This is a genomic window from Thalassotalea coralli (genome assembly GCF_055786205.1).
Window position 1 is genome coordinate 69,815 of record NZ_JBVVBK010000003.1, and the last position, 22,246, is coordinate 92,060.

Consider the following 22,246-nt stretch of genomic DNA (forward strand, 5'->3'; position numbering starts at 1 on the left):
TTGGTATGAGGCTTAAGGTCTTTTAATAAAACCAACAGCATCGTAAACCTTATCTAGAATCTTAGATGCTTGCTCAGAGGCTTTCACAGCGCCATTACGCATAACTTCATCCATAAAGGCTTGGTCATTGCGGTATTCGTTAAAACGCGTTTGAATTGGCGTTAACATCTCGACAACAGCTTCAGCAACATCACCTTTCAAGTGGCCGTACATCTTATCTTCATAGTCTGGTACTAAACTTTCAACAGATTTACCTGTCGCACACGAAAGTAACGAAAGTAAATTTGATACCCCAGGCTTTTCAGCAACATCAAAATAAATACGCGCTTGTTCGTCGGAATCTGTAACTGCTCGTTTAATTTTCTTGGTAATTTTTTTCGGATCTTCCAATAAGCCGATAAAGTTGCCTACATTGGTATCCGACTTAGACATTTTCTTCAATGGATCTTGAAGGCTCATGATACGAGCACCAAACTCAGGAATATGTGGCTCAGGAATTGCGAATATTTCGCCATATAAGTTGTTAAATCTAGTCGCTACATCACGCGCTAATTCTAAATGTTGCTTTTGATCGTCACCAACAGGCACTTCGTTAGCACCGTAAAGTAAAATATCTGCCGCCATTAACACTGGATAAGTAAACAATCCAGCGTTCATATTCGCTTCAGACTTTTGCGCTTTATCTTTGTACTGCGTCATACGATTAAGTTCACCCATTTGGGTATAACAATTTAGTATCCAGCTAAGCTGCGCATGCTCAGGCACATGAGACTGGATAAAAATAGTACTTTGCTCTGGGTCAACACCACAAGCTAAATATAACGCTAAACCGTCTAGCGTCGCTTTCCTTAAAGCTTCAGCTTCTGGGCGAACTGTAATTGCGTGCTGGTCTACTAACATGTAGTAGCAATTATGGGTCTGTTGCATATTAACCCATTGTTTTAACGCACCTAAGTAGTTACCTATAGTAAGCTCACCAGATGGCTGGCAGCCACTCAATACAATTGGTTTTGTCATTATTGTTTACCTAATTCGTTATTTCTTAACACTTGCTAATTGTTGACGCATTTCATCAATAGCAACTTTGTAATCTGGTTGAGAAAAAATCGCTGAGCCCGCAACAAACATATCAGCACCTGCTTCGGCTATTTCTGCAATATTACTAGCTTTAACACCACCATCGACTTCAAGTCGAATATCAAAGCCGCTTTCATCAATTTTCTGGCGAACGTCACGTAGCTTTTGTAGCGTAGTCGGAATAAAACTCTGTCCGCCAAACCCCGGGTTGACCGACATCAGTAAAATTACATCTAATTTATCCATGACGTAATCTAATATATGTACAGGAGTTGCAGGGTTAAGCACTAAACCTGCTTTACAACCGCTATCTTTAATCAGTTGTAATGTGCGATCTATATGGTCGCTTGCCTCTGGATGAAAAGTGATAATATCTGCACCCGCTTTAGCAAAAGCAGGTACTAAGCTATCAACAGGCTTGACCATTAAATGCACATCAATCGGTGCTGTGATCCCATAATCTCTTAGCGACTGACATACCATAGGGCCAAAAGTTAAATTAGGTACAAAGTGATTATCCATTACATCAAAATGGACGACATCAGCACCCGCTTTAAGCACTTTTTCAACATCTTCGCCTAAACGGGCGAAATCTGCAGAAAGAATGGATGGTGCTATTAAATATGAAGACATGCTCAGCTACCTCTAAAAAAATCAGCGCTACTTTATACTAAATTCAATTATATATCACCTTTACTACGTGCACATATTTCGCTCATCGAGATTAATTTTGCACCAGCTTAGGTCAATTCAGAATGCTCTCTGCCAACCATTACATTTCAAAAACCACATTACCATTTGTTTTGATTAGTTTTTTTATAAAGAAAGTATTTTTAATTCCGTGGGCATCCAAATTGCAATGTCCAAAGAAAAACTAAAAAGCAAAAGCTTTCCTTTATAAAAATGAGAGAACTATGAAACACAAACTAAACCTTAAACACGCACTTTTTTTCAGTCTATCAACAATGATGCTAGCACCTAGTGTAAGCGCAAGTGAGTGGACAGCGAATGTAGCAGCAACCAGTAACTATTTATGGCGTGGTCTGGAACAAACCAATGGCAGCGCTGCTATTTCCGGCGGAATCGATTTTAGTGCTGACAGTGGCTTTTATGTCGGAACATGGGCGTCAAACGCTGATTGGGCCGACGGCATGACATACGAGCTAGATTTTTACGGTGGATTTACTGGTAGCATATCGGAAAGTGTTTCTTACGATGTTGGCTTTATTTACTATGCCTACCCAGATGAAACCTCAGGTGATGCTGATTTCTCCGAGGTTTACGCTTCAATCTCTTTTGATGCACTAACATTAGGTGTTGCTGTATTAGCTGACGGTGAAGGTGGCGACGCTGGCGATACTATTTATGGCTATGCCGACTATGAAATTGCCTTAACTGATAAAACCAGTATGGCTCTCCACCTTGGCTCATATTCTGGCGACTGGTTAGCTGAAGATTCTATCGACTATGGTGTTAGTGTTAGTCATGAGGGCTTTACATTAGGTGCGTCACAAACGGACTTGTCGGGCGCAGCAGGTGATCTAAAGGTTTATGTTAGCTATAGCTTAGACTTCAACCTGTAAAAGAACATTTATAAACTAAATCTTACAACAGCAAAAATTTATAACGTACTAAGGGTAGAAACTGTTCAGTTTTTACCCTTTTTTAATCTAATATGCTAAGGTGGTATAGGATTCATTAATAGGCCGTACTCATGGAGCAGAAACAATCTATTCTCGATACAATCAAAAGTGTTGGCTGGGCGTTTTTAGGTGTACAAAGTGCTAAAAATCGAGAGCGAGACTTTACTCAGGGTAATTTCGTCCACTTCGCTATAATTGGCTTTATTGGCGTCGTCTTATTTGTCGCGTTACTAATGCTAATTGTCTCTTCCGTACTAGGATAAAAGGCAATATTTTCCTATTTATTAGGTTTATAAAGCGCGAGTAATTCACCGACCTTTTTGCGCTGAGTTGCTTTTTGACTGATGGTTCTAGCTACCTTGATAGACTTTCGTTTTACCGCACCTTGGTAAATCTTGCGCGTCCAAATGGTATCGTGATTACTGATCAGTACGCTTGCTTTCACTCGGCTAACCGTTTCTTCGGCGGCATTGGCTAAGTCGGCTTGTTCATCTAGACCAAAACCATTACCTGCATAACTGGTAAAACTCGCTGTTTTACTCAGTGGCACGTATGGAGGATCACAATAGACGACATCGTTATTTTGAACTCGTTCAAACGTTTGACGATAACCTTCACAAATAAAAATCGCTTTTTGTGATTTCTCAGAGAAAAATTCAAGTTCGGCTTCAGGAAAATAGGGCTTTTTATACTTACCAAATGGCACATTGTAGCCACCAGAGCGGTTGTACCTACACAAACCATTGTATCCGTGACGATTTAAGTAGAGAAACAAAAGCGAGCGATAATACTTATCGACAGTGGCATTAAATTCTTTTCTAAGCTCATAGTAAGCTTCCGCTTGATTGTTTTGATCACAAAACAGTTTACGCGCATCGGCAATAAACTTTTCAGGCGTCTGTTGAATGGTTTGATAAAGGTTAATCAAGTCTTTGTTGATGTCGTTTAACACATATTCTTTATAATCAGTATTCAAAAATACTGATCCAGCACCAACAAAAGGTTCGACTAAACGCTCACCAGATGGCAACAGTTTATTAATTTCTTCAATCAGACTGTACTTACCACCAGCCCATTTTAAAAAAGCACGATGCTTTTTTGTTGCCATTGTATTTACTTTCTTCTTTGGCATTTAGCCACCAAACCACTCCGAAAGGCGAATTGTAACGTGATTCTATTGTGATTGGGAGCTTTGAATCGATTTGATTTCTTGTTTTATTGCATCTGTTGTTTTAATGAACGGTGATGAGGTTAAACCAGCTGTTGGCAATGCATCAATGAACGCTTGCGCTTCATCACGAGAAGCAAAAACCGCACTAGTTAAAACCGTTTGTTTGCTACCATACATTAATCGTTGATATTGCAATGTATCTACTGAATTAATCTGTGCTTTCAATTGATTAAGCACTGGCTGTTGAGTAAAAGCACCCAGCTGAACCACAAAGCCATCACCTTGATATTCGATACCTGAGCCTTGCTCTTCTGGCGATACTTTTGCTTCTATTTCACTTTCAGGTTTTGTATCAGCTACAGGTGTTGGCTGTATACTAACCGTTTGTTCGGGTTCTGGATCAGCTTGTTGTTCCACTAGATTTAACGAAAGGTTTAGTGCCTGGTTGACATCAGTGCTAGTTGCTATTGATACTTCAGTGGCTGTGGTAGTTTCAGCGACATCTTCTACTTTACCAGCAACGTTTGACAGTGCCAGCAAAATATCCTGTGGCTTTGCATTAGCGGCATCATTGGGTAAAGTTGGTGAACTCTCTACAAACTCGGCTTCAGCTAACGGCTCAGATATTGTCGCTTGAGTTTTTTCAGGCTGAATTACACTGTTTTCGTTAGTGCTTTTCGATTGCTCAACCACTAAGTCTGAAGGTTTTTGTTCAACCTGACTAAAAGTAAAGGACTCCATTTTATAAAGACTATAAATAGCAGCAACCGCACCTAAAATAAGTACGGCAAAAAAGAGAAGCCAATTTCTAGCTATTTGGTGATTATACCAATGCTTTTTCTGACCAAACATTTTCGCAGAAAGCGCTACTAATTGGCCATTGCTCGCTCGAACTATCGAGAGCTTTTTATTAAAAATGGTAGGATGTAAAGCCATTTTTTGTCCTACTTCTGGCTTGGCAAGTAAAACAACTTCAATCGCGTATTTAGCTTTTCGTCCAATTTCAGCTAACTGCGTAAGTTCACTAAGTAGCTGAATTGATAATAGCTCGGCATTCTCAATAACTACGCTAATAGGCAGCTTATTTTGCTTAAGTAAGTTAACTAAACTAACAGCGACCGATTGCTCAGGGTCAAACAGCACATGTCCAAAAAGCTGCTCGACAATTCGGCAACGAACTTGAACGTCATCAAGACGCGGCGACATAGCTAAATAAGCAGCATTGTGCTCAGCAGAAAGGTTAGCAAGGTATTGCGTGCCGATAGCAGCAGTAACTTCAGGCTGTTCATCTATTAAGACCACAGCATGCTTAGAAAAGCGAAGAATATAATCAACGCGCGCTAACGCGCTGATTGCAGTAACTGGGCTTTGTACTGAAGAAGCAGTATTCTCGTTTACCAAAGCGGACATGTTTCACCTTCTGTATTTAACAATTACAGAATTTGTTGAAGCAAGTCCTCGGTAACGTCGTCACGCATTTCTGAGCGACCTATTGAGGTAGGAACGATAAATCTTAATTTACCGCCAATATTTTTCTTGTCTCGACTCATGTGTTTTACAAACGAAGCAAGGTCCATATCACTTGGCGCTTCAGTAGGTAAATCAAAAGCACTTATGAGTGCTTCGATGCGTCGAAGTTCTGACACTTCTAACAAATTCATTTGAACTGCTAGCTTTGCTGCAAGCACCATGCCAGCTGCAACAGCTTCGCCATGAAGCCAAACGCCATAGCCTTGCTCTGCTTCAATAGCGTGACCAAATGTATGTCCTAGGTTTAACAAAGCACGTAAGCCAGCTTCTTTCTCATCAGCAGAAACAATGTCAGCTTTGCATCGACAACAAACTTCGATGAGTTCGATCAATACGTCTGATTGCTTAGCCTTAATCGCGTCAATATTTTGCTCTAACCAGTCAAAAAATTCGCCTTTGCCCAAAATGCCGTATTTAATTACTTCTGCAACACCAGCAGCGAACTCTCTATCTGGCAAGGTTGACAAGCTATTAATATCAATCAATACAGCCTTAGGTTGGTAAAAAGCACCTATCATGTTTTTACCAAGAGGATGATTTACCGCGGTCTTTCCACCAACAGAAGAGTCAACTTGTGATAGTAATGTCGTTGGTATCTGAATAAAATCAACGCCTCGTTGATAACACGCTGCTGCAAATCCAGTGATATCACCAATTACACCACCGCCTAATGCGATAAGCGTAGTGTCTCTACCGTGAGTCTTCTCAAGCAAATTAGACATAATAACTTCGAAATTGTGTAAGCTTTTTTCAGCTTCGCCATCAGGAAGAATAACAGTGTCTAATTCAAAATCGCCCTCAAGCAATTGAACTAAAGAAGATAAATATAATGGAGCGACCACATCATTAGTAATAATACATACGCGCTTGGCACGAATATGCTTGCTAAGTAATGCTTTTTCACTTAGCAAGCCATTATCAATGTATATAGGATAGCTGCGTTCGCCTAAATCTAGGTCGATAGTTGCCATGATTAAAAGTCTAAGCGTTCAACAATTTTGTTGGCGACAATCTTAGCGCTTTGGTCATCAGTTTGAACGATAACATCGGCAACGTCTTCATATAATGGATTGCGTTCTACTGCTAATTTTTCTAGCACAGAACGTGGTTCTTCTGAAGTTTGTAATAAAGGACGACGACGATCACGTTGTGTACGTGCTACTTGCTTATCGATTGTCGTTTCTAGGTATACAACGATACCTCTAGCAGATAGTCTGTTTCTCACATGGCTACTGATAACTGAGCCACCACCTGTTGCTAAGACAATACCTTGAAGTTCAGTCAAATCGTCTATGACGTCTTCTTCTCTCTTACGAAAACCTTCTTCACCTTCAAGATCAAAAACCCACGAAATGTCAGCACCTGTGCGACGTTCGATTTCTTGATCTGAATCATAGAACTCTAAATGCAGTTTGTCAGCTAACTCTCTACCTATGGTACTTTTACCGGCGCCCATAGGGCCGACTAAGAAAATGTTACGTTTTTCTGCCATGAGACTAACTTAATACTCGTTAATTAATTTGGGTTTATGGGTAAGAGGGAACCTCCCTCGAAAATTTTAAGGGCGTAATTATCGCAATTGTTGGCTACAGATTGCAAGTAAGGGAGCAAGAAAAAGCAACGAATGTTGCCTTTTCCTACTAAAATCTTTCAGTTACGATGCGTGGAGTCACAAAAATCAGCAGTTCTTTCTTTTCATTAAAGTTGTTGCTGTTTCTAAACATCCAGCCAAAATAAGGGATATCGCCTAAAACAGGTACTTTAGATACACTATTAATAACAGATTGTTGATAAATTCCACCAAGTACGATGGTCTCACCGTTGTTTACTAGTACTTGTGTACCAATTCTTTGGGTATCTATAGCAGGAGCAGTGCCACTGGTAATTTCTGATACCGTATCTTGAGTTACCACTAAGTCCAATATTATTCTATCGTCTGGTGTGATTTGCGGCGTGACTTTAAGACTTAAAACAGCCTTTTTAAATTGCGTTGAGGTAGCACCGCTAGATGCTGCTTCCTGATATGGAATTTCGACACCCTGCTCAATATAAGCTTCTTTCTGATTGGCGGTAGTAATGCGAGGACTGGCGATTATTTCGCCTTTGTTTTCTTTTTCTAGCGCGGTTAATTCAAGATCCAAAATAGTACCGTCAGAAAGGCGCGCTACTTGAAAGGCAATGCTTCCTGCAGGGTTAGCAACGGGCAAGTTAACATTTAGCCTATCGTCTAAGATCGGTATATTGCCACCACGCGCCGTGTTAACGCCTTCCAAAGTACCAGCCGAAGTATACTCTCCATCAGTATCTGTTACGCCCCAGCGAATACCCAGTTCTTCATTGATGTTATCACTAACAGTAACCATGCGAGATTCGATAACCACCTGACGAACAGGAATATCTAACACAGATACCATTCGCTTAATATCTTCAATACTTTGTTCAGTATCACGGATTAGCAAAGTATTAGTACGCTCATCAACACTTACACTTCCTCGAGGCGAAAGTATGCTGTTTTCTTCATTTTTTACTAGTTCAGCAAATTCAGCAGCTTTGGCATAATTCACTTGAATATACTCAGAGTAAAGAGGGGCTAAATCTGCTACTTGTTGGCGGGCTTGCAGCTCTCTTGCTTCTCTGGCAGCCAATTCTTCACTTGGAGCAACCATTAAAATATTGCCCTCCATGCGCTTATCTAAGCCTTTAACTTTCAGAATAATATCTAGCGCTTGATCCCATGGTACACCGTCAAGTCTGAGCGTAATATTGCCGCTGACCGTATCACTGGTAACCAGGTTGAACCCATTATAATCGGCAATGATCTGTAACACGGTACGAACAGTTATATCTTGGAAATTTAGAGACATTGCCTGGCCAGTAAAGTTTTTAGAGTCACCTAAATAGCCAGGTACTTGCTCGTCTTTTGTCACAACGAGAGAGAATCGATTATTATCTTGGTTGTGTTGAAACAAGAAGTTACCGTCAACTTCAATGGTCAACTTGGCGTTATTACCATCTCTAAAGGTTTCTATCGTTGTAACATTAGTACCAAAGTCAGTTACATCTAGTAGATAAAGAAAATCGTCACTAATACGCGTATTAAAAAACTCCAGCTCAACTTTGCCTAAATTGTCTCGTACATCGACTGCCACTTTGCTGTCAGCTAAATCGACGAGAAGCTCAGCGTCTCCTTTTACCGTTTTTCTAAAATCAATAGCATTAACTTCATTAATAAACTCACTACTCACCGGCGCTAGAGAGGCTACTTGCGGAGACGTATTATTATTTAACGTTAACGAAAAAACACTTCCTGATGAATTAACATCAAACACAACAAGTTTATCTAAATGAATGGAGGCAACCACCTTTCCGCCGAGCTTGGCGACTGTGACACTTTTAACACCTGCATGATCAATGACAGTATTTTTAACGGTTTGCGCAAAAGATTCGCTCTCAAAAGTAATGTCAATTTTAGCCGGCGACATAAAAGTCGTTACTTCGGGTTGCTGCGAAATATCTTCAGAAAGCTTAAAGAGCAATTCGATTTCGTTATTCTGAAGCGTATTGTAGTGAATCGAATCAAGCGTCGACGCAAAAGCTTGGGTCGCGGTTAATGACAACATGAGACAAAGCATGACTTTGCGATATTGGCGTGTAAATTTTCTTATATATTTTATAAACATCGTTATATCCTTTACCCCTTGTCGGTCACTTTTGCCATGGTCACAGTTGTTTCTCTTTCTTGCCAACAGCCTGAACCATCTGGGATTAGTTCAACAACTTTAACTAAATTTTGTTTTATTTCAGTTATTTTACCGTGATATAAGCCTAAATAACTACCCACAGCAACACGGTGTAGTGTTGAATCTGAGGCTTCTACAAGCGCCCAATTTGAATCTACATCGCCTAAGGTACCTCTCATCACCAAATCGCTTAATGAGAATTTCTCTAAGGGTTGCTTTCTTCGTCTCGGATCAGGGCTTAAACACCCCGACATTTGCTGAATCTTTTCTTGGATTGCTTCGGGTTTTGGTGCATCGAATGGGCTGCGTAAGTCATTTGTAGCGTAAACCACATGATTAAAGTTAGGCACTTCCGGCATAGGATCAATCTGCTGAGTAGTCGAACTCTTTACTTGCTCCGTGAAGGCTTGTAAATCGTTAGTATCATCAAAACAACCCGTTAATACTAATGTTACACTAATCGTTATCAAGTATTTTCTCATTGCTCTGTCGACGCCTCCCTATAACGGTAGGTTTTAGCTTGAAGTTTCAAGGCTAACAATGATTCACCAGCTTTAACTCTTTTAATATCAAAATCGTGTAAGGTAACAATTCTCGGTAAACCAGCTATCTCACTGACAAAATTACCAAATTCATGGTAGTCACCAACAACTTCTATATCTATTGGCAATTCTATATATATTTCCTGCGTAATTTCAGGTTGCCAATTAAGTTTGACAAAATCTAAGCCGCTCGTTGTTCCAACAAAGGTAATATCGTCTAATAGACCTGGCGTTTCATGACTTTCGGGTAAGCTTTTTAACTGGCGAGAAAATAGCGACTCAGCTTGAACCATTTGCTCCTGAAACAATTCTAAATTTGCCGCCACATGATATTTTTGTCGATATTGTGATTTCAGCTCAGCTTCCTGAGCAACAACACGATCTAATCGTGAAATTTTGTCGCTTACGATGGCGACATAGCCTAATCCTAACACTACCGCCGCTACAAATATCGTAAAAACCAATTTTGCTAAAGGTGGCCATTGCCCAATATTATCAAGCTCTAAGTTGTCAAATTGCGAAAGATCTAAGTTCATTAACTCGCTCCTTGCGCTGTATCGGCATTTTCTTGAATAAGTCCCTTGATACGCACTCGCATCTTAAAATCACTTAGCAATTTACTTTGAGCATCGTTAGCGGTAATAGATTCAAGTACAGCATCATCAAACAGGTCGGAATTTTCGATATTGCGAATCATGTTTGCTAAATGATTGTTTGATTCACTTTTTCCGGCCAATTCCAATAAATTACCTTGTTTAGCCATTTTAGTTAAGTATACACCTGATGGCACTATCTGAGCGATCTCGCTTAATACTTGAGTACCAACATTACGACTGCGTTGCAGTTGTTCAATAACAGATATTCTCTGCTCTAAATCGCTTTTTTTCTGATTAAGCGTTTCGATTTCCTGAATCTTCGAATCAAGTATAAATATTTCGGTCTGCAAATAACTGTTGCGGGCATTTTGGCCATCGATCCGCATCTGGTAAAATTGGCCGACTAGAAAAACAATGGCTAACGCGCCTAACGCAACAGCTGCCAATAGTGAAAAATATTCTCGTTGTTTTGCTTTTTCAGCCTCTTCTCGCCACGGAAGTAAATTTATATATGCCATGAAGAAAAACTCCTCAACGCTAGACTAGCTGCCACTAAATATTGAGAACCTGTTTTTGCAAGTTCTTCTTTATCAATGTCTGCGGCTACGTTCATGTCGACAAAAGGGTTAGCTATAATAGTGTGAATGCCCAATTCATCATTTAACAACGGCTCTAGCCCTTCAACTAGCGCACAGCCTCCAGAAAGCACGAGGTAATCGACTTTTTCCTTACCACTTGTCGTTAAAAACATCTGAATAGCGCGTCTTACTTGCTGTACAAAAATAGTGTGGAAAGGCGCTAACACTTCAAAAGTAAAATTAGGGGGTAAATCATTTTCTATTTTTGATTTTTCAGCTTCTTCAAAAGATTTGTTGTAATAAGAAACAATTGAACGAGTGTACTGCTCGCCACCAAAAAGCTGATCTCGACTGTACACATGCTCGCCTTGATCTGTCACGGACATTAGCGTCATCAATGCACCTATGTCTATCATGGCAACCACTTTTTCGTTAGCGTCTTCTGGTAATTGAGGCAAGATCAACTCATAGCCTCTATTAATGGCATACGATTCAACATCGACAACTTTTGTGGTAAAGCCACCAGCTTCTAACGCCGAAACTCTCGCTTCAACCGATTCAGTGCGAGCCGCACTTAATAGCACGTTAATTTTTGTTGGATCGGATTCGTTAACTTCAAGCGGTTCGAAGTCTAAACTAACTTCATCAAGTGGATACGGGATCAAACTGTCTGCTTCAATTTCTATTTGACTAGCTAACTCTTGCTCATTCAAAGCTACATCCATATAAATAATTTTAGTAATAACGGTTTGACCTGAAACCGCCGCAGCTGCAAATGTAGAAGATGAAGAGACCTTAGTACGCAATTTGGCAATAACTTTACCAACAGCGTCTATGTCTTGAATCTCTCTATCGATAATCGCCCCTCGAGGCATAGGCTCTATTGCTAAGGACTCTAGCGTAAAGCCATCATTGTTTTGACTCAACAAAACAGCTTTCGCAGCATGAGATCCAATATCAATACCTACGATAAGAGAAGTTTTCTTTTTCCATAGATTACTAAGCATAACTTCCTACTAAATCTTTTTTATTATAAGAATATAGATACATTTTCCGTATAAATACATTTATTACATGCTTTTACACGATATACTAGAAATAATTAGGCTATTTTTTAACTTTTTGTAGAGTATTTAGTTGTGTTTTCGGTAAGAAAAATCTTCAAATTATTTATTTTTTCTTTAATTTTAGGGACTTGCACTCTAGCCGCGCTTTATTGGTTTTTAAGAGCCGATATTCCTAGCGTAAGCTCACTTAAAAACGTGCAATGGCAAACGCCTATGCAAATTTATAGTGCCGATGGAAAGTTAATGAATCAATTTGGCGAAAAAAAGCGTGTCCCATTGCAATTATCAGATATGCCCCCCCAGCTTATCAACGCTATTTTAGCCACAGAGGACGATCGCTTTTATCAACACTTTGGTGTAGACCCAATAGGTATGGCACGAGCTGTTCTAGGGCAAATTATGGGTCAAAATAAAGGCGGTGCTAGTACTATTACCATGCAGGTAGCGCGAAACTTTTTTCTAACCAGAGAAGTTACCTACACGCGAAAGCTCACTGAAATATTCACCGCCTTTCATATTGAATACTTACTCAGCAAAGATGAAATTCTTGCTTTATATATGAATAAAATACCTTTAGGCCACCGTGCTTTTGGTTTTGGCGCTGCAGCGCAAGTCTACTACAACAAAGATGTGAAGGATTTAACCTTAGCACAAATAGCCATGCTAGCAGGTATACCCAAAGCGCCTTCAACAATGAACCCTATTAGCCGACCAGAGCGAGCAAAAAATAGACGAGCAGTTGTATTACATCGCATGCGAGTTACTAACTATATTACGGAACAAGAATATAGAGAAGCGCTAGCAACTCCACTGTCAGCACAGAAGCATGGCGCAGAAATCGAACTTCATGCCCCTTATGCCGCGGAAATGGCCCACCAAGATATGATCAACCGCTTTGGCAAAGAGCAAGCTTATACCGGGGGTTATCGCGTATTTACAACTGTTACTGAATCCTTGCAACATGCAGCACAAAACGCACTGGTTGAGAATTTGTTATCCTACGACCAACGTCATGGCTTTAGAGGTCCTTTAAAACAACTCGTCGCTCACCAATCCCAAGATGATGCTATTAATCTAGACGAGATTGTACCTCTAACTGATGACGAAATTAGTCAGGCTTTAGGCACAATCGAGTCTTTCGACCCACTGCTCCCAGCCGTTGTGGTTAACGTAGAAGATAAATCTGTTGATGTGCAATTAGCAGATGGTACTGTCCACACTATTTTATGGGACGGACTTTCTTGGGCAAGAGAATATATTAATGATGATAAACAAGGACCAGCGCCGAAAACAGCAACTGAGATCTTATTTTATGGTGATGTCGTTTATGTCGTTAACCATCAACAACAATATCGACTAAGCCAGTTGCCTGAAGCTAGCTCAGCGCTAGTATCTCTTTCACCAGATAACGGAGAAATAAAAGCAGTAGTCGGTGGCTTTAGCTACAAGCAATCTCAATTTAATCGTGTAACACAAGCGAAAAGACAAGTGGGCTCAAACATAAAACCTTTTGTCTACTCGGCGGCACTTGATCATGAATTTACCCTAGCCTCACTGGTAAATGACGTACCTATTAATCAATGGGACAAAAGTACGGGTGTAGTTTGGCGCCCGAAAAACTCACCTGAAGAATACAATGGCGAAATACGTGTTAAGCGTGCGCTGGCACAATCAAAAAACGTTGTCGCCGTTCGACTTTTTAGAGAAGTAGGCTTGTCTAAAATGATCCCTCATATCGCCTCTTTTGGTTTTGCTCCTGATGACTTGCCCAAAGACGAATCGCTTGCGCTTGGCTCTGCTTCATTAACACCATTAGAAGTCGCCACAGGCTTTGCGACTTTTGCCAACGGCGGTTATTTAATTGAACCCTATATTGTCGATCGCATAGAAGATTCCTTTGGTAACGTTATTTATCAAGCAAACCCTAAGGTTGCTTGTGACACTTGTGACGCCCTACATTCAGTAGACGACAGCGAATCTCAATTTTCATTATTAAAAGATGACACAAATAAACAAGAGTTGCCTTTAGTAACAGCCGAACGCGTTATCAGTAAACAAAATGCGTTTTTAATTACTCAAGCATTAAACGAAGCTATTTGGGGAGCTGACTGGTCAATCAAGCCTGGCTGGCAGGGCACAGGTTTTAGAGCAAGAACATTAAAACGCCGCGATATTGCTGGCAAAACAGGCACAACTAACGAAGCTAAAGATGCCTGGTTTTCAGGGTATAGTCGTCGTTTAGTGACTACCGCTTGGATAGGCTTTGACAACCCAGCGAGAAACTTGGGTAAGACTTTCTACAACAACAATTTAGATAAAACTCAAATTTACGGTAAAGAATTTGGTGCAAAATCGGCCCAACCCGCTTGGATTTCTTTTATGGACGTCGCCCTAAAGGAGTTGCCAGTAGAACCATTTGAGCAACCTGAAGATGTTGTTTCTGTTCGTATTGACAAAACCTCGGGTAAGTTAACGAATAGAACAGACCGATCAGCAATATTCGAATATTTTGCATTAGGCACTGCGCCACAAGAATATGTTTCTAAAGATACCAGTGAAGAAATATTTGAAAGCAACAATAGAAATAATCAGCAAGAAGAAGAAATCTTTTAACTGAACTATCAAGCTCTGATGAAACTTTCTTTCGTTTCGATAGTTTTTGTCAGCTAAATTATTGAATTTAGTCACCAGAAAAGGATTTTTTTGGTGATTTTCCTACATTTTATACAATTCACGGCTAAACGTACGTCCCTTATTTCCTAGGCTTTTGAAGAAAATTGCTAGCTTTGTTTAGATAATTTCACCGTTAAATTCTTATTTGCACTGTAACAAGCAATGAAAACTTTCATTTCGAAACAAATTTTACTTTCGTTTTGCTTTCTGATCGCCTAAAATTGCGCCGTCAAATTTACACTGAAAGTTTTTACTTTAAATATCGTCATACTTTAGGAGCTAGTTTGCTATGACAACGTTGCAAAAAACCATAGATCTTACTCAATACGGCATCACTGATACGACAGAGGTTGTTTATAACCCGTCTTACGATGTTTTATTCGCAGAAGAAACTAAAGCAGATCTCCAAGGTTACGATAAAGGCGTAGTGACTGAGTCAGGTGCTGTTGCAGTAGATACTGGTATTTTCACAGGCCGTTCACCAAAAGATAAATATATCGTTAAAGATGAAACAACAGCGGATACTGTTTGGTGGTCTGATCAAGGTAAAAACGATAATAAGCCAATGACGCAAGAAACTTGGGATCATTTAAAAGGCTTAGTGACAACTCAATTATCAGGCGAGCGTTTATTCGTTGTTGATACTTTTTGTGGTGCTAACGAAGACACTCGCTTAAAAGTGCGTTTCATTACTCAAGTTGCATGGCAAGCTCACTTTGTGAAAAACATGTTTATTCGCCCAAGTGATGAAGAGCTGAAAGATTACGAACCAGATTTCGTCGTAATGAACGGCGCGAAAACGACTAACGACAAATGGCAAGAGCAAGGCTTAAACTCAGAAAACTTTGTTGCATTTAACTTAACAGAGCGTGTTCAACTAATCGGCGGTACTTGGTACGGCGGTGAAATGAAAAAAGGTATGTTCTCAATGATGAACTACCTATTACCTCTTAAAGGCATCGCGTCTATGCACTGTAGTGCAAACGTTGGTAAAGAAGGCGATGTTGCTATTTTCTTCGGCTTATCAGGTACAGGTAAAACAACACTTTCTACTGACCCTAAGCGTGAACTAATTGGTGATGACGAGCATGGCTGGGACGATAACGGCGTATTCAACTTTGAAGGTGGCTGTTACGCAAAAACAATCAACCTTAGCAAAGAAAATGAACCAGACATCTACAATGCTATCCGTCGTGATGCTTTATTAGAAAACGTTACGGTTGATGAAAACGGTAAGATTGATTACGACGACAACTCAAAAACTGAGAACACACGTGTTTCTTACCCAATTCACCACATTGACAACATTGTTAAGCCTGTTTCTCGTGCCGGTCACGCGAAAAAAGTTATTTTCTTAACAGCTGATGCTTTCGGTGTTTTACCGCCAGTAGCTAAGTTAACGCCAGAGCAAACTGAATACTACTTCTTATCAGGTTTCACTGCGAAGCTAGCTGGTACTGAACGTGGTATTACTGAGCCAACACCAACTTTCTCTAGCTGTTTCGGTGCAGCTTTCTTAAGCTTACACCCAACGCAATACGCTGAAGTACTTCGCAAGCGTATGCAAGCTGTAGGCGCAGAAGCTTACCTTGTAAACACTGGTTGGAACGGAACAGGCAAGCGTATTTCTATTAAAGCGACTCGTGCAATCATCGACTCAATTTTAGATGGTTCAATCGACAATGCAGAAACTCAAGTTCTACCATTGTTTAATTTATCAGTACCTACAAGTGTTGAAGGTGTGGAAGATGGTATCTTAGACCCACGTGATACTTATACTGATGCGTCTGACTGGCATAACAAAGCTGTAGACCTAGCAAATCGTTTCGTTGCTAACTTTGATAAGTTTACAGATACAGACAACGGTAAAGCATTAGTTAAAGCAGGTCCAATTTTATAATTGATGCGCATAACGTAAAGTTTTAATGAAGAAAGCCGGCAGCCGCCGGCTTTTTTATTCTTAGATAGAATGGGGATCGATTATTTAAATATTTACTATTACCTTAACTTGTATCTAGCGTTCAGAGTTACACGAATAATTGCGTGATAATGATTACCTATAATCGTAAAACTAGGATATTCAACGCTTACTCGGTTGCTTTTCTTTGATAGGTGACAATCACTAATTCCCTCCTTCCCAAAATAAGCTGAGGTTTAACAGGGCGAAAAAAAGCTAACAGCCTAAGACTGTTAGCTTTCCATGTTTTTACTAGGTAAGAAAAGGCTACTTAGCTTGTAATGCCATATGGGTATCTGTTGTTACCTTAAAGATACCCATACACTTAGCTTCAAATGGGTCTTCTGATGAGCCAAGCATAATTCGATCGCCATTGCGCCATGTAATGTTGTCCCACGTTTCACCTGGTGCTAGTGTCGCGTATGACTTGCGACGAAGTAAACCATTGGTTTTTTGATTAGCCATTTGATCTGGGAATACCCAAAACGCGTAAACTGTTTCATTTGTTTCGTTACGAACAGAAGCATTAGTCGCACTTTTATCTCTATCACTGTAGTCTTCTTTCAATGAACAAGAGTCTGCGTTGACTGGCGTTCTATCAAAATAGTTCATGTGAACAGCATCTTTCGCCACAACTGTACCTAAACAATCACCTTTAGCGTCTTTGATTAACAGACGCTCTTTTGCGAACAAGGCAGTAGTAGGTTTCCAAGTATCACCCGAAGCAATTGTAACTGCAGAGCCAGTTAACTCACCTGTTTCATTATCAACACGCTGCGCTGAAATTGCAGATGCACTGTGATTAATTAACTTAAAGTTCTCTAATGCTAATTTAGGATCTCGCTCTAGCTCGTATGGCGATATTAATTCACAACTGTTTAAGTCTGCTGAATCTAAAATTCGAGGAGTTTTTAATAAATCGACCGTTTCCGGCTCAGGTGTTTCAGGCAATTGTAAGGTCGCTTGACAGTCTTTACCTGTACATGCATAAAGATGCGTTTCCGTTAATATAGTAACAGCCGTTTCGTTATCGACAGTTACGTAGTAATCTCCAGCTTGCGCATTTTCGATAACACATTGTTGGTTAGGTCTATTCTTAGTTTCATTGGTTTTACAAACAACGGCTTCGCTGTTCAGCGCAGCAACTGAATGTACAGGCTTATTCTTACCTACCCATAAATCATACTTACCGTAACCACCACCAGAGCCAATCGTTAAACTATCAACATCTTGCGAAAGTGATACTTTAAAGCCCCAGTCTCCTGCACCATGTAAGGTAATAAACTGGCCCAATTCAAGTTTAGCATCATCAGCTTCAAAACTATCAACAAAACCCTTTTTAGTGCCCCAATTTAACCAGGATTGAAAATCTGCTTCGTACTTTTTCGCCCATTCTTTAAGTAAGTTATCCGACTCTTCATATTTACCTTGTTTGGTTAAGGCAATGAACTTTTTAAGCTCCGTCGGCTGCTCTTGGAAAAAGAAAGTAAAGGCAAGGTGTCCCCAAGTATAAGCATTAGCCTGCTTGCCAAATATTTGTGTTAATGACTTGGTATTGTGTTTAGCTATTAATCCGTTATTGGCATAACTTAACGACTTATTGCTTCGCAGTTCAGCGGAAGCTAGACAGTTATTGTCCTCATCAACGACAACAAACCTGTCGTTTACATGCCAATTACTCTCCGCAAAATCATTGTTACTTGCATTTGATTCGATAACAATTGAGTTTTCAGCTAATTCACCCGTTTCATGATTGATGCGTTTAACAGTAATCGCGGAAGGAGAATCGTTAACTAGTGTAAAACCTTCTACAGTAGCTTTTCCTCTAGTGTCACTATAAGCCTGTCCAACCGTGTCACAACTTAAAATACTATCTGGATAAAGCGAACCATGAGCGGTAGTAAACAGTCGTTCTGGCCCATTCCAAAAGCCAAAATGTTGCGCTAACCCTTCAGACCACCAACTGATCTTATGGTTAACCGCTGACATGTAATTACCTTTCTTTAAATAACGGCCATCTAAATAGTGCGCGAATTCATGCTCTAAATTCCAATAGTGAGTAATGCCGTTTGTCCAGTGTAAACCGTTAAATGTTCTAAACGCTGCACGCGGAGATTTAGGATCTTCTGGGCTCTCTTCATGAAAGACGCCACTACTGTTGCTGCTGTCTTGAAGATACTTCATCCAAGTGGTGAAATTTCTCATATTTGAATAAAGCTCAGCGACAACGCGATGGTTTAAATCTTTTTCAATAGGCTGCACAATTTCTGGATCGATAGCACGCCATTGCTCTTTAAATCTTTTTTGTGTTAGCTCAAGTCGATCACACACTATATCGCGTTGGCGAGGTGTTAACGATTGTGCTCGAATGTCAGCTTCAGCATTTTTACAAACGTCGCTTACCGTAAATAATTTAGTGGTAGCAAGTAGAATTCCGCCATTAACCTCATGGTCACCTGGCTTTTCTTCACCTTCTTCTCGCTCTACTTTTACCGGGTTAATTAAAATATGGTACTTGCCCGGCTTAGGGTTATCTAAAATACACATTTCTGAATCACCCGGTTTCCATTCACCACGGCAATCAAATGCTTCAGTCGTTGGCATTTCCTGATGACGAACGTAAATATTTGGGTTGCCGAGTACATTGTAATCTTTACCCCACGCAAAGCTTATTACTAAAGAAGCGTTGCCAGCAGGAACATCGACAGAGTAATACAAAGGCTCACTAGTACTTACATCATGAATGGCTTTTTCTAATGAAAGCTTAGCTGGGTTAGTCACTGACCCAACGGCACCACTTGGTTTAACGACGCTAGGCTGAGCATTATTTTGCGCAGCATTAGATGCAACGCTCACTGGTGTTCCCCCACATGCAGATAATGCGATAGCAAGTGGTAGTAAAGAAGCTTTAAAACAACCCATATAGGCTCCTCAAAAAGGTTAAAAGATTATACAAATGTAACAAATGCAGAATACCACACTTTGTATACAATTTATCACACTCAGTTACTCTTTAAAGCAAAAACACGAAGATTTAAGACTTTATAACTTCAATGCTTCGCGTGGTTTTCAAACCAGTAACATATGGTATCAAGGGTACTGTCAAGCGACTGTTCTTTAGCTAGCACGAGATCACTTGTTTCTCGAACTCGCTCTACAGTGAATTTGTAAATATCTCTGAAATACGCCAAGTATTTAGTTAGAAAGCTCTCGATATTATTAATATCGACGTCATTACCCTGTTGAAAATGACGACTGATAATTCGCGCTAAGCAAATTTCCAAAGGTGTATCTACTAATACAACCACATCGATATGGTCTTTTATTTCGTCACGTAAATAGCCAAATGGCTCTTCAACAAATATATATTTGCTAGAAGTAGATTGTTTAAGGCACAGTATGGCGTCGGTAAATTGGGGCGTTGTTATTTGTGAAACATTAGCGCCTCGATTAAACCATTGTTTCATATCTGAGGGATAAGTTGTTTTTTCAACGAAGTCATCAAAAAACAAACTAGGGGCTGAAAAGTGACTTGCTAACCGTTTCACTAGAGTTGTTTTTCCTGCACCAGATGCACCGCTTATAGCGATAATTTTAGGCAAACGTTCAGCAAGAATTCGCGACATGAACAACGGCTTTGGTCATAGAAAGTTAATTAAGCTTAATGTTGAGCTAAATAAAAGGCAACACAAACAACAAACTGTGAGAGTCAAAGACAATTGAAATCCGGTGGTTAAAAATGTTCAATTCGAAACTTATAATAAGACGCTAAAGCCTTAGGTACAGAAACATAAGGGTTTTCACTATGATTCGCACCTTCACTGTAACTATGGTCTGAATATAAGTTTGTCGGAGCTTTGCTTTCAACAGCTGCTAACAAGCCTTCAAATGAACCCGTAATGATAGAATTCTCCGCGCCACCAATACTCAGATACAAGAATTTAGGTGCCCCTTTTACCTTAGATAAATGTTTTGAAAATTCTTTCACAACCACTGAATCGTCATACCAAGCGGCAGGGCTGAAGGCAAAGTATCCATTAAAAAGTTCAGGCTTAGTAGTAATGGTATAAAGTACAAAACTGCCACCTGCTGAGAAACCACTTAGTACGCGGTTGTCATTAATGGCATATTGCTCTTCTATAAACGGCAATAGTTCCGTTTCTATAAAGGCTAAAAACTTATCAGCCTTGCCAAATATATTTGGGTCGTTTTCGTGTTTAGGCCGCGCCTCTATTTGCACATCTTGACGCGCATACGGCGGTACAAGATCGCGGTTTCGCGTTTCTGTCCAGAACTGGTTAGGAATTGCCACAAGAATTGAATCTTGCATTTCCCCGCCACCAGATAACGAGGAAATAGTCTGATGCCAGCGATCCAAATTAAAATTTCCATCTGATTTGATGATAAGAGGATAAGACTTATTCGCGTCATAATTGTCAGGTAGACGAACAAAGATTTTTCTTTTTTCTTCTAGCACGGCAGAATAAATCGAATGATCAATAAACTCAGAAGTGTAATCAGATAAATATCGCTTAAACATTGTCAATCCACCTCCTATCATTAATACGACAACAATAGATAACACAATGTTTTTAAAGCTCATATTATTCCAACCACACCTTTTCGATTAATTTTTAAAAGTTATAGACTAGAGAATTAATTTCATCAAAATTATCTTGACCTGGCTCTCCTGAAATAGCCTTGCCAGAGCTCGAAGACTGTTGCCAAATTGATTTCGAAATGTAAGTTAACTCACTGGGACTTTCAAATTTGGCTAGGGCAACTCTTCCAATATATGTTTCTCGACCGCTTATAAAAGACAGTGTTATTAAACCATCAGATGCGATTGTTAACTTATCGAACATATCCTCCTTGTTTCCCGTTACAGCCAAAGAAGACACTTCATAAAACTGATCGGTAGACGTAATACCTTTGCTAAAATCAAGAGTTAAGACTAAATCATCTGCGCCGTTATGAAGTGGGACTATTACTTCTTGAACTAAACCATTTCCAGACGTATAAAATCCATCAAGATCATTATCGTTTAAATCTAATTCACCAGATTCATTGAAATCTAATCTAATATCTTCTGATAAGCTCACTATTTGATCATGAGTAGATAGAGATAATAACCAGGTATTTGAATCGTTTCGTTCTCGAATAAAATAGATAGACAGGGTATGTTCTTCGCCAGTTGAGTCGAATAACGTTACCGATGTTGAATGATTATAGGTTAACGGATCACTAATATTAAAATCACCTACGTCTAGTTCTGTATTATCACTTGGCAAATTAGCGCTCAAACGAACGTTATCTGTGGCGTTAGCTTGTTCCCACTGATAGTTCAATTTAACCGTATCTGTCGTTGAAAGGCTGGTCGATGCTGATGAACCGTCTTGATTTACTGGGAATGCTAATAAGTGGAATCCAGATTCAGATACAAGGTGACCATCACTATTAAAGTAAAAGAGGTCATTATGAGTAAAATATTGATTAACTGAGTTGCTTTGATCAGTAAGAACCAAAAAGTCAGTCTCAGCGGATGTTTTAATTTCAACAGCTCCATTTACCTTCTGTTCGGAGCCTGTATCCGATCCACAAGCAACTAATAGCGTTAAGAAAGAAGCACAGCAAACCCTTTTGTAGTTCATAACATTATCCTTTGTTTTATA

Annotated in this window: 19 protein-coding genes; 4 read left to right on the plus strand and 15 right to left on the minus strand. The window is 39.8% G+C overall.

Annotated features, from left to right (window positions below):
* Window positions 1-12: 12 nt before the first annotated feature.
* The gene (trpS, locus tag ACOB80_RS08595) at window positions 13-1,017 is read right to left on the minus strand and encodes a tryptophan--tRNA ligase (protein WP_473165408.1); all 1,005 of its coding nucleotides are present in this window, start codon (window positions 1,015-1,017) and stop codon (window positions 13-15) included.
* Between the two features lie 18 nt (window positions 1,018-1,035).
* Window positions 1,036-1,710, minus strand: coding sequence for a ribulose-phosphate 3-epimerase (gene rpe / locus ACOB80_RS08600; RefSeq protein WP_473165409.1), 675 nt, complete (start codon window positions 1,708-1,710; stop codon window positions 1,036-1,038).
* Window positions 1,711-1,991: 281 nt separating this feature from the next.
* Between rpe and ACOB80_RS08605 the strand changes: the two genes are divergently transcribed.
* Both ACOB80_RS08605 and ACOB80_RS08610 read left to right on the plus strand, forming a co-directional pair.
* The gene (locus tag ACOB80_RS08605; protein WP_473165410.1) at window positions 1,992-2,660 is read left to right on the plus strand and encodes a TorF family putative porin; all 669 of its coding nucleotides are present in this window, start codon (window positions 1,992-1,994) and stop codon (window positions 2,658-2,660) included.
* 131 nt (window positions 2,661-2,791) lie between these two features.
* The gene (locus ACOB80_RS08610; RefSeq protein WP_473165411.1) at window positions 2,792-2,983 is read left to right on the plus strand and encodes a DUF2970 domain-containing protein; all 192 of its coding nucleotides are present in this window, start codon (window positions 2,792-2,794) and stop codon (window positions 2,981-2,983) included.
* A 14-nt stretch (window positions 2,984-2,997) separates the two neighbouring features.
* Here the strand turns inward: ACOB80_RS08610 and ACOB80_RS08615 are convergent, their stop codons facing one another.
* The 9 genes from ACOB80_RS08615 to ACOB80_RS08655 form a co-directional block, all read right to left on the minus strand.
* Entirely contained in the window at window positions 2,998-3,828 is an 831-nt protein-coding gene (locus ACOB80_RS08615; RefSeq protein WP_473165412.1) for a Dam family site-specific DNA-(adenine-N6)-methyltransferase, read from the minus strand.
* A gap of 66 nt (window positions 3,829-3,894) precedes the next feature.
* Complete coding sequence (locus ACOB80_RS08620; protein WP_473165413.1) at window positions 3,895-5,301, minus strand: SPOR domain-containing protein; 1,407 nt, start codon at window positions 5,299-5,301, stop codon at window positions 3,895-3,897.
* Between the two features lie 23 nt (window positions 5,302-5,324).
* Window positions 5,325-6,395 (minus strand): 3-dehydroquinate synthase, encoded by a 1,071-nt coding sequence (gene aroB, locus ACOB80_RS08625; RefSeq protein ID WP_473165867.1) that lies wholly within the window; start codon window positions 6,393-6,395, stop codon window positions 5,325-5,327.
* The gene (aroK, locus tag ACOB80_RS08630; protein WP_473165414.1) at window positions 6,395-6,913 is read right to left on the minus strand and encodes a shikimate kinase AroK; all 519 of its coding nucleotides are present in this window, start codon (window positions 6,911-6,913) and stop codon (window positions 6,395-6,397) included. Before aroK ends, aroB begins: the two co-directional genes overlap by 1 nt.
* Before the next feature lie 148 nt (window positions 6,914-7,061).
* Window positions 7,062-9,101, minus strand: coding sequence for a type IV pilus secretin PilQ (locus tag ACOB80_RS08635; RefSeq protein ID WP_473165415.1), 2,040 nt, complete (start codon window positions 9,099-9,101; stop codon window positions 7,062-7,064).
* Window positions 9,102-9,112: 11 nt separating this feature from the next.
* The gene (locus ACOB80_RS08640; RefSeq protein ID WP_473165416.1) at window positions 9,113-9,643 is read right to left on the minus strand and encodes a pilus assembly protein PilP; all 531 of its coding nucleotides are present in this window, start codon (window positions 9,641-9,643) and stop codon (window positions 9,113-9,115) included.
* On the minus strand, window positions 9,640-10,239 hold the full coding sequence (locus ACOB80_RS08645; RefSeq protein ID WP_473165417.1) for a type IV pilus inner membrane component PilO: 600 nt from the start codon (window positions 10,237-10,239) through the stop codon (window positions 9,640-9,642). The genes ACOB80_RS08640 and ACOB80_RS08645 overlap by 4 nt, the downstream gene beginning before the upstream one ends.
* The gene (locus ACOB80_RS08650) at window positions 10,239-10,817 is read right to left on the minus strand and encodes a PilN domain-containing protein (RefSeq protein ID WP_473165418.1); all 579 of its coding nucleotides are present in this window, start codon (window positions 10,815-10,817) and stop codon (window positions 10,239-10,241) included. The genes ACOB80_RS08645 and ACOB80_RS08650 overlap by 1 nt, the downstream gene beginning before the upstream one ends.
* Complete coding sequence (locus tag ACOB80_RS08655; protein ID WP_473165419.1) at window positions 10,805-11,884, minus strand: pilus assembly protein PilM; 1,080 nt, start codon at window positions 11,882-11,884, stop codon at window positions 10,805-10,807. The genes ACOB80_RS08650 and ACOB80_RS08655 overlap by 13 nt, the downstream gene beginning before the upstream one ends.
* 132 nt (window positions 11,885-12,016) lie before the next feature.
* Between ACOB80_RS08655 and ACOB80_RS08660 the strand changes: the two genes are divergently transcribed.
* Both ACOB80_RS08660 and pckA read left to right on the plus strand, forming a co-directional pair.
* On the plus strand, window positions 12,017-14,557 hold the full coding sequence (locus tag ACOB80_RS08660; RefSeq protein ID WP_473165420.1) for a penicillin-binding protein 1A: 2,541 nt from the start codon (window positions 12,017-12,019) through the stop codon (window positions 14,555-14,557).
* Between the two features lie 349 nt (window positions 14,558-14,906).
* A complete protein-coding gene (pckA, locus tag ACOB80_RS08665) occupies window positions 14,907-16,517 on the plus strand; it encodes a phosphoenolpyruvate carboxykinase (ATP) (RefSeq protein ID WP_473165421.1) in 1,611 nt (536 codons plus the stop codon).
* A 324-nt stretch (window positions 16,518-16,841) separates the two neighbouring features.
* On the opposite strand, the gene ACOB80_RS08670 is transcribed toward pckA, so the two are convergent.
* The 4 genes from ACOB80_RS08670 to ACOB80_RS08685 all read right to left on the minus strand — a co-directional run bounded on the left by ACOB80_RS08670 (window position 16,842) and on the right by ACOB80_RS08685 (window position 22,225).
* Entirely contained in the window at window positions 16,842-19,496 is a 2,655-nt protein-coding gene (locus ACOB80_RS08670; protein ID WP_473165422.1) for a collagenase, read from the minus strand.
* A gap of 128 nt (window positions 19,497-19,624) precedes the next feature.
* On the minus strand, window positions 19,625-20,200 hold the full coding sequence (locus ACOB80_RS08675; RefSeq protein WP_473165423.1) for a nucleoside/nucleotide kinase family protein: 576 nt from the start codon (window positions 20,198-20,200) through the stop codon (window positions 19,625-19,627).
* A 107-nt stretch (window positions 20,201-20,307) separates the two neighbouring features.
* Window positions 20,308-21,135 carry an alpha/beta hydrolase gene (locus tag ACOB80_RS08680; RefSeq protein ID WP_473165868.1) on the minus strand — a complete coding sequence of 276 codons (828 nt, stop codon included), beginning with the start codon at window positions 21,133-21,135 and terminating at the stop codon, window positions 20,308-20,310.
* 73 nt (window positions 21,136-21,208) lie between these two features.
* Window positions 21,209-22,225 carry a flagellar hook-basal body complex protein gene (locus ACOB80_RS08685; RefSeq protein WP_473165424.1) on the minus strand — a complete coding sequence of 339 codons (1,017 nt, stop codon included), beginning with the start codon at window positions 22,223-22,225 and terminating at the stop codon, window positions 21,209-21,211.
* Between the last annotated feature and the right edge of the window lie 21 nt (window positions 22,226-22,246).

Excerpts from the sequence above, each read along its gene's own strand:
- aroK (WP_473165414.1), bottom strand. The coding sequence starts at position 6,913 with ATGGCAGAAAAACGTAACATTTTCTTAGTCGGCCCTATGGGCGCCGGT.
- ACOB80_RS08650 (WP_473165418.1), bottom strand. The coding sequence starts at position 10,817 with ATGGCATATATAAATTTACTTCCGTGGCGAGAAGAGGCTGAAAAAGCA.
- ACOB80_RS08680 (WP_473165868.1), bottom strand. The coding sequence starts at position 21,135 with ATGATAGGAGGTGGATTGACAATGTTTAAGCGATATTTATCTGATTAC.
- ACOB80_RS08675 (WP_473165423.1), bottom strand. The coding sequence starts at position 20,200 with ATGTCGCGAATTCTTGCTGAACGTTTGCCTAAAATTATCGCTATAAGC.
- ACOB80_RS08615 (WP_473165412.1), bottom strand. The coding sequence starts at position 3,828 with ATGGCAACAAAAAAGCATCGTGCTTTTTTAAAATGGGCTGGTGGTAAG.
- ACOB80_RS08620 (WP_473165413.1), bottom strand. The coding sequence starts at position 5,301 with ATGTCCGCTTTGGTAAACGAGAATACTGCTTCTTCAGTACAAAGCCCA.
- ACOB80_RS08645 (WP_473165417.1), bottom strand. The coding sequence starts at position 10,239 with ATGAACTTAGATCTTTCGCAATTTGACAACTTAGAGCTTGATAATATT.
- trpS (WP_473165408.1), bottom strand. The coding sequence starts at position 1,017 with ATGACAAAACCAATTGTATTGAGTGGCTGCCAGCCATCTGGTGAGCTT.
- ACOB80_RS08635 (WP_473165415.1), bottom strand. The coding sequence starts at position 9,101 with ATGTTTATAAAATATATAAGAAAATTTACACGCCAATATCGCAAAGTC.
- ACOB80_RS08655 (WP_473165419.1), bottom strand. The coding sequence starts at position 11,884 with ATGCTTAGTAATCTATGGAAAAAGAAAACTTCTCTTATCGTAGGTATT.
- rpe (WP_473165409.1), bottom strand. The coding sequence starts at position 1,710 with ATGTCTTCATATTTAATAGCACCATCCATTCTTTCTGCAGATTTCGCC.
- ACOB80_RS08610 (WP_473165411.1), top strand. The coding sequence starts at position 2,792 with ATGGAGCAGAAACAATCTATTCTCGATACAATCAAAAGTGTTGGCTGG.
- ACOB80_RS08605 (WP_473165410.1), top strand. The coding sequence starts at position 1,992 with ATGAAACACAAACTAAACCTTAAACACGCACTTTTTTTCAGTCTATCA.
- ACOB80_RS08640 (WP_473165416.1), bottom strand. The coding sequence starts at position 9,643 with ATGAGAAAATACTTGATAACGATTAGTGTAACATTAGTATTAACGGGT.
- ACOB80_RS08685 (WP_473165424.1), bottom strand. The coding sequence starts at position 22,225 with ATGAACTACAAAAGGGTTTGCTGTGCTTCTTTCTTAACGCTATTAGTT.
- pckA (WP_473165421.1), top strand. The coding sequence starts at position 14,907 with ATGACAACGTTGCAAAAAACCATAGATCTTACTCAATACGGCATCACT.
- ACOB80_RS08670 (WP_473165422.1), bottom strand. The coding sequence starts at position 19,496 with ATGGGTTGTTTTAAAGCTTCTTTACTACCACTTGCTATCGCATTATCT.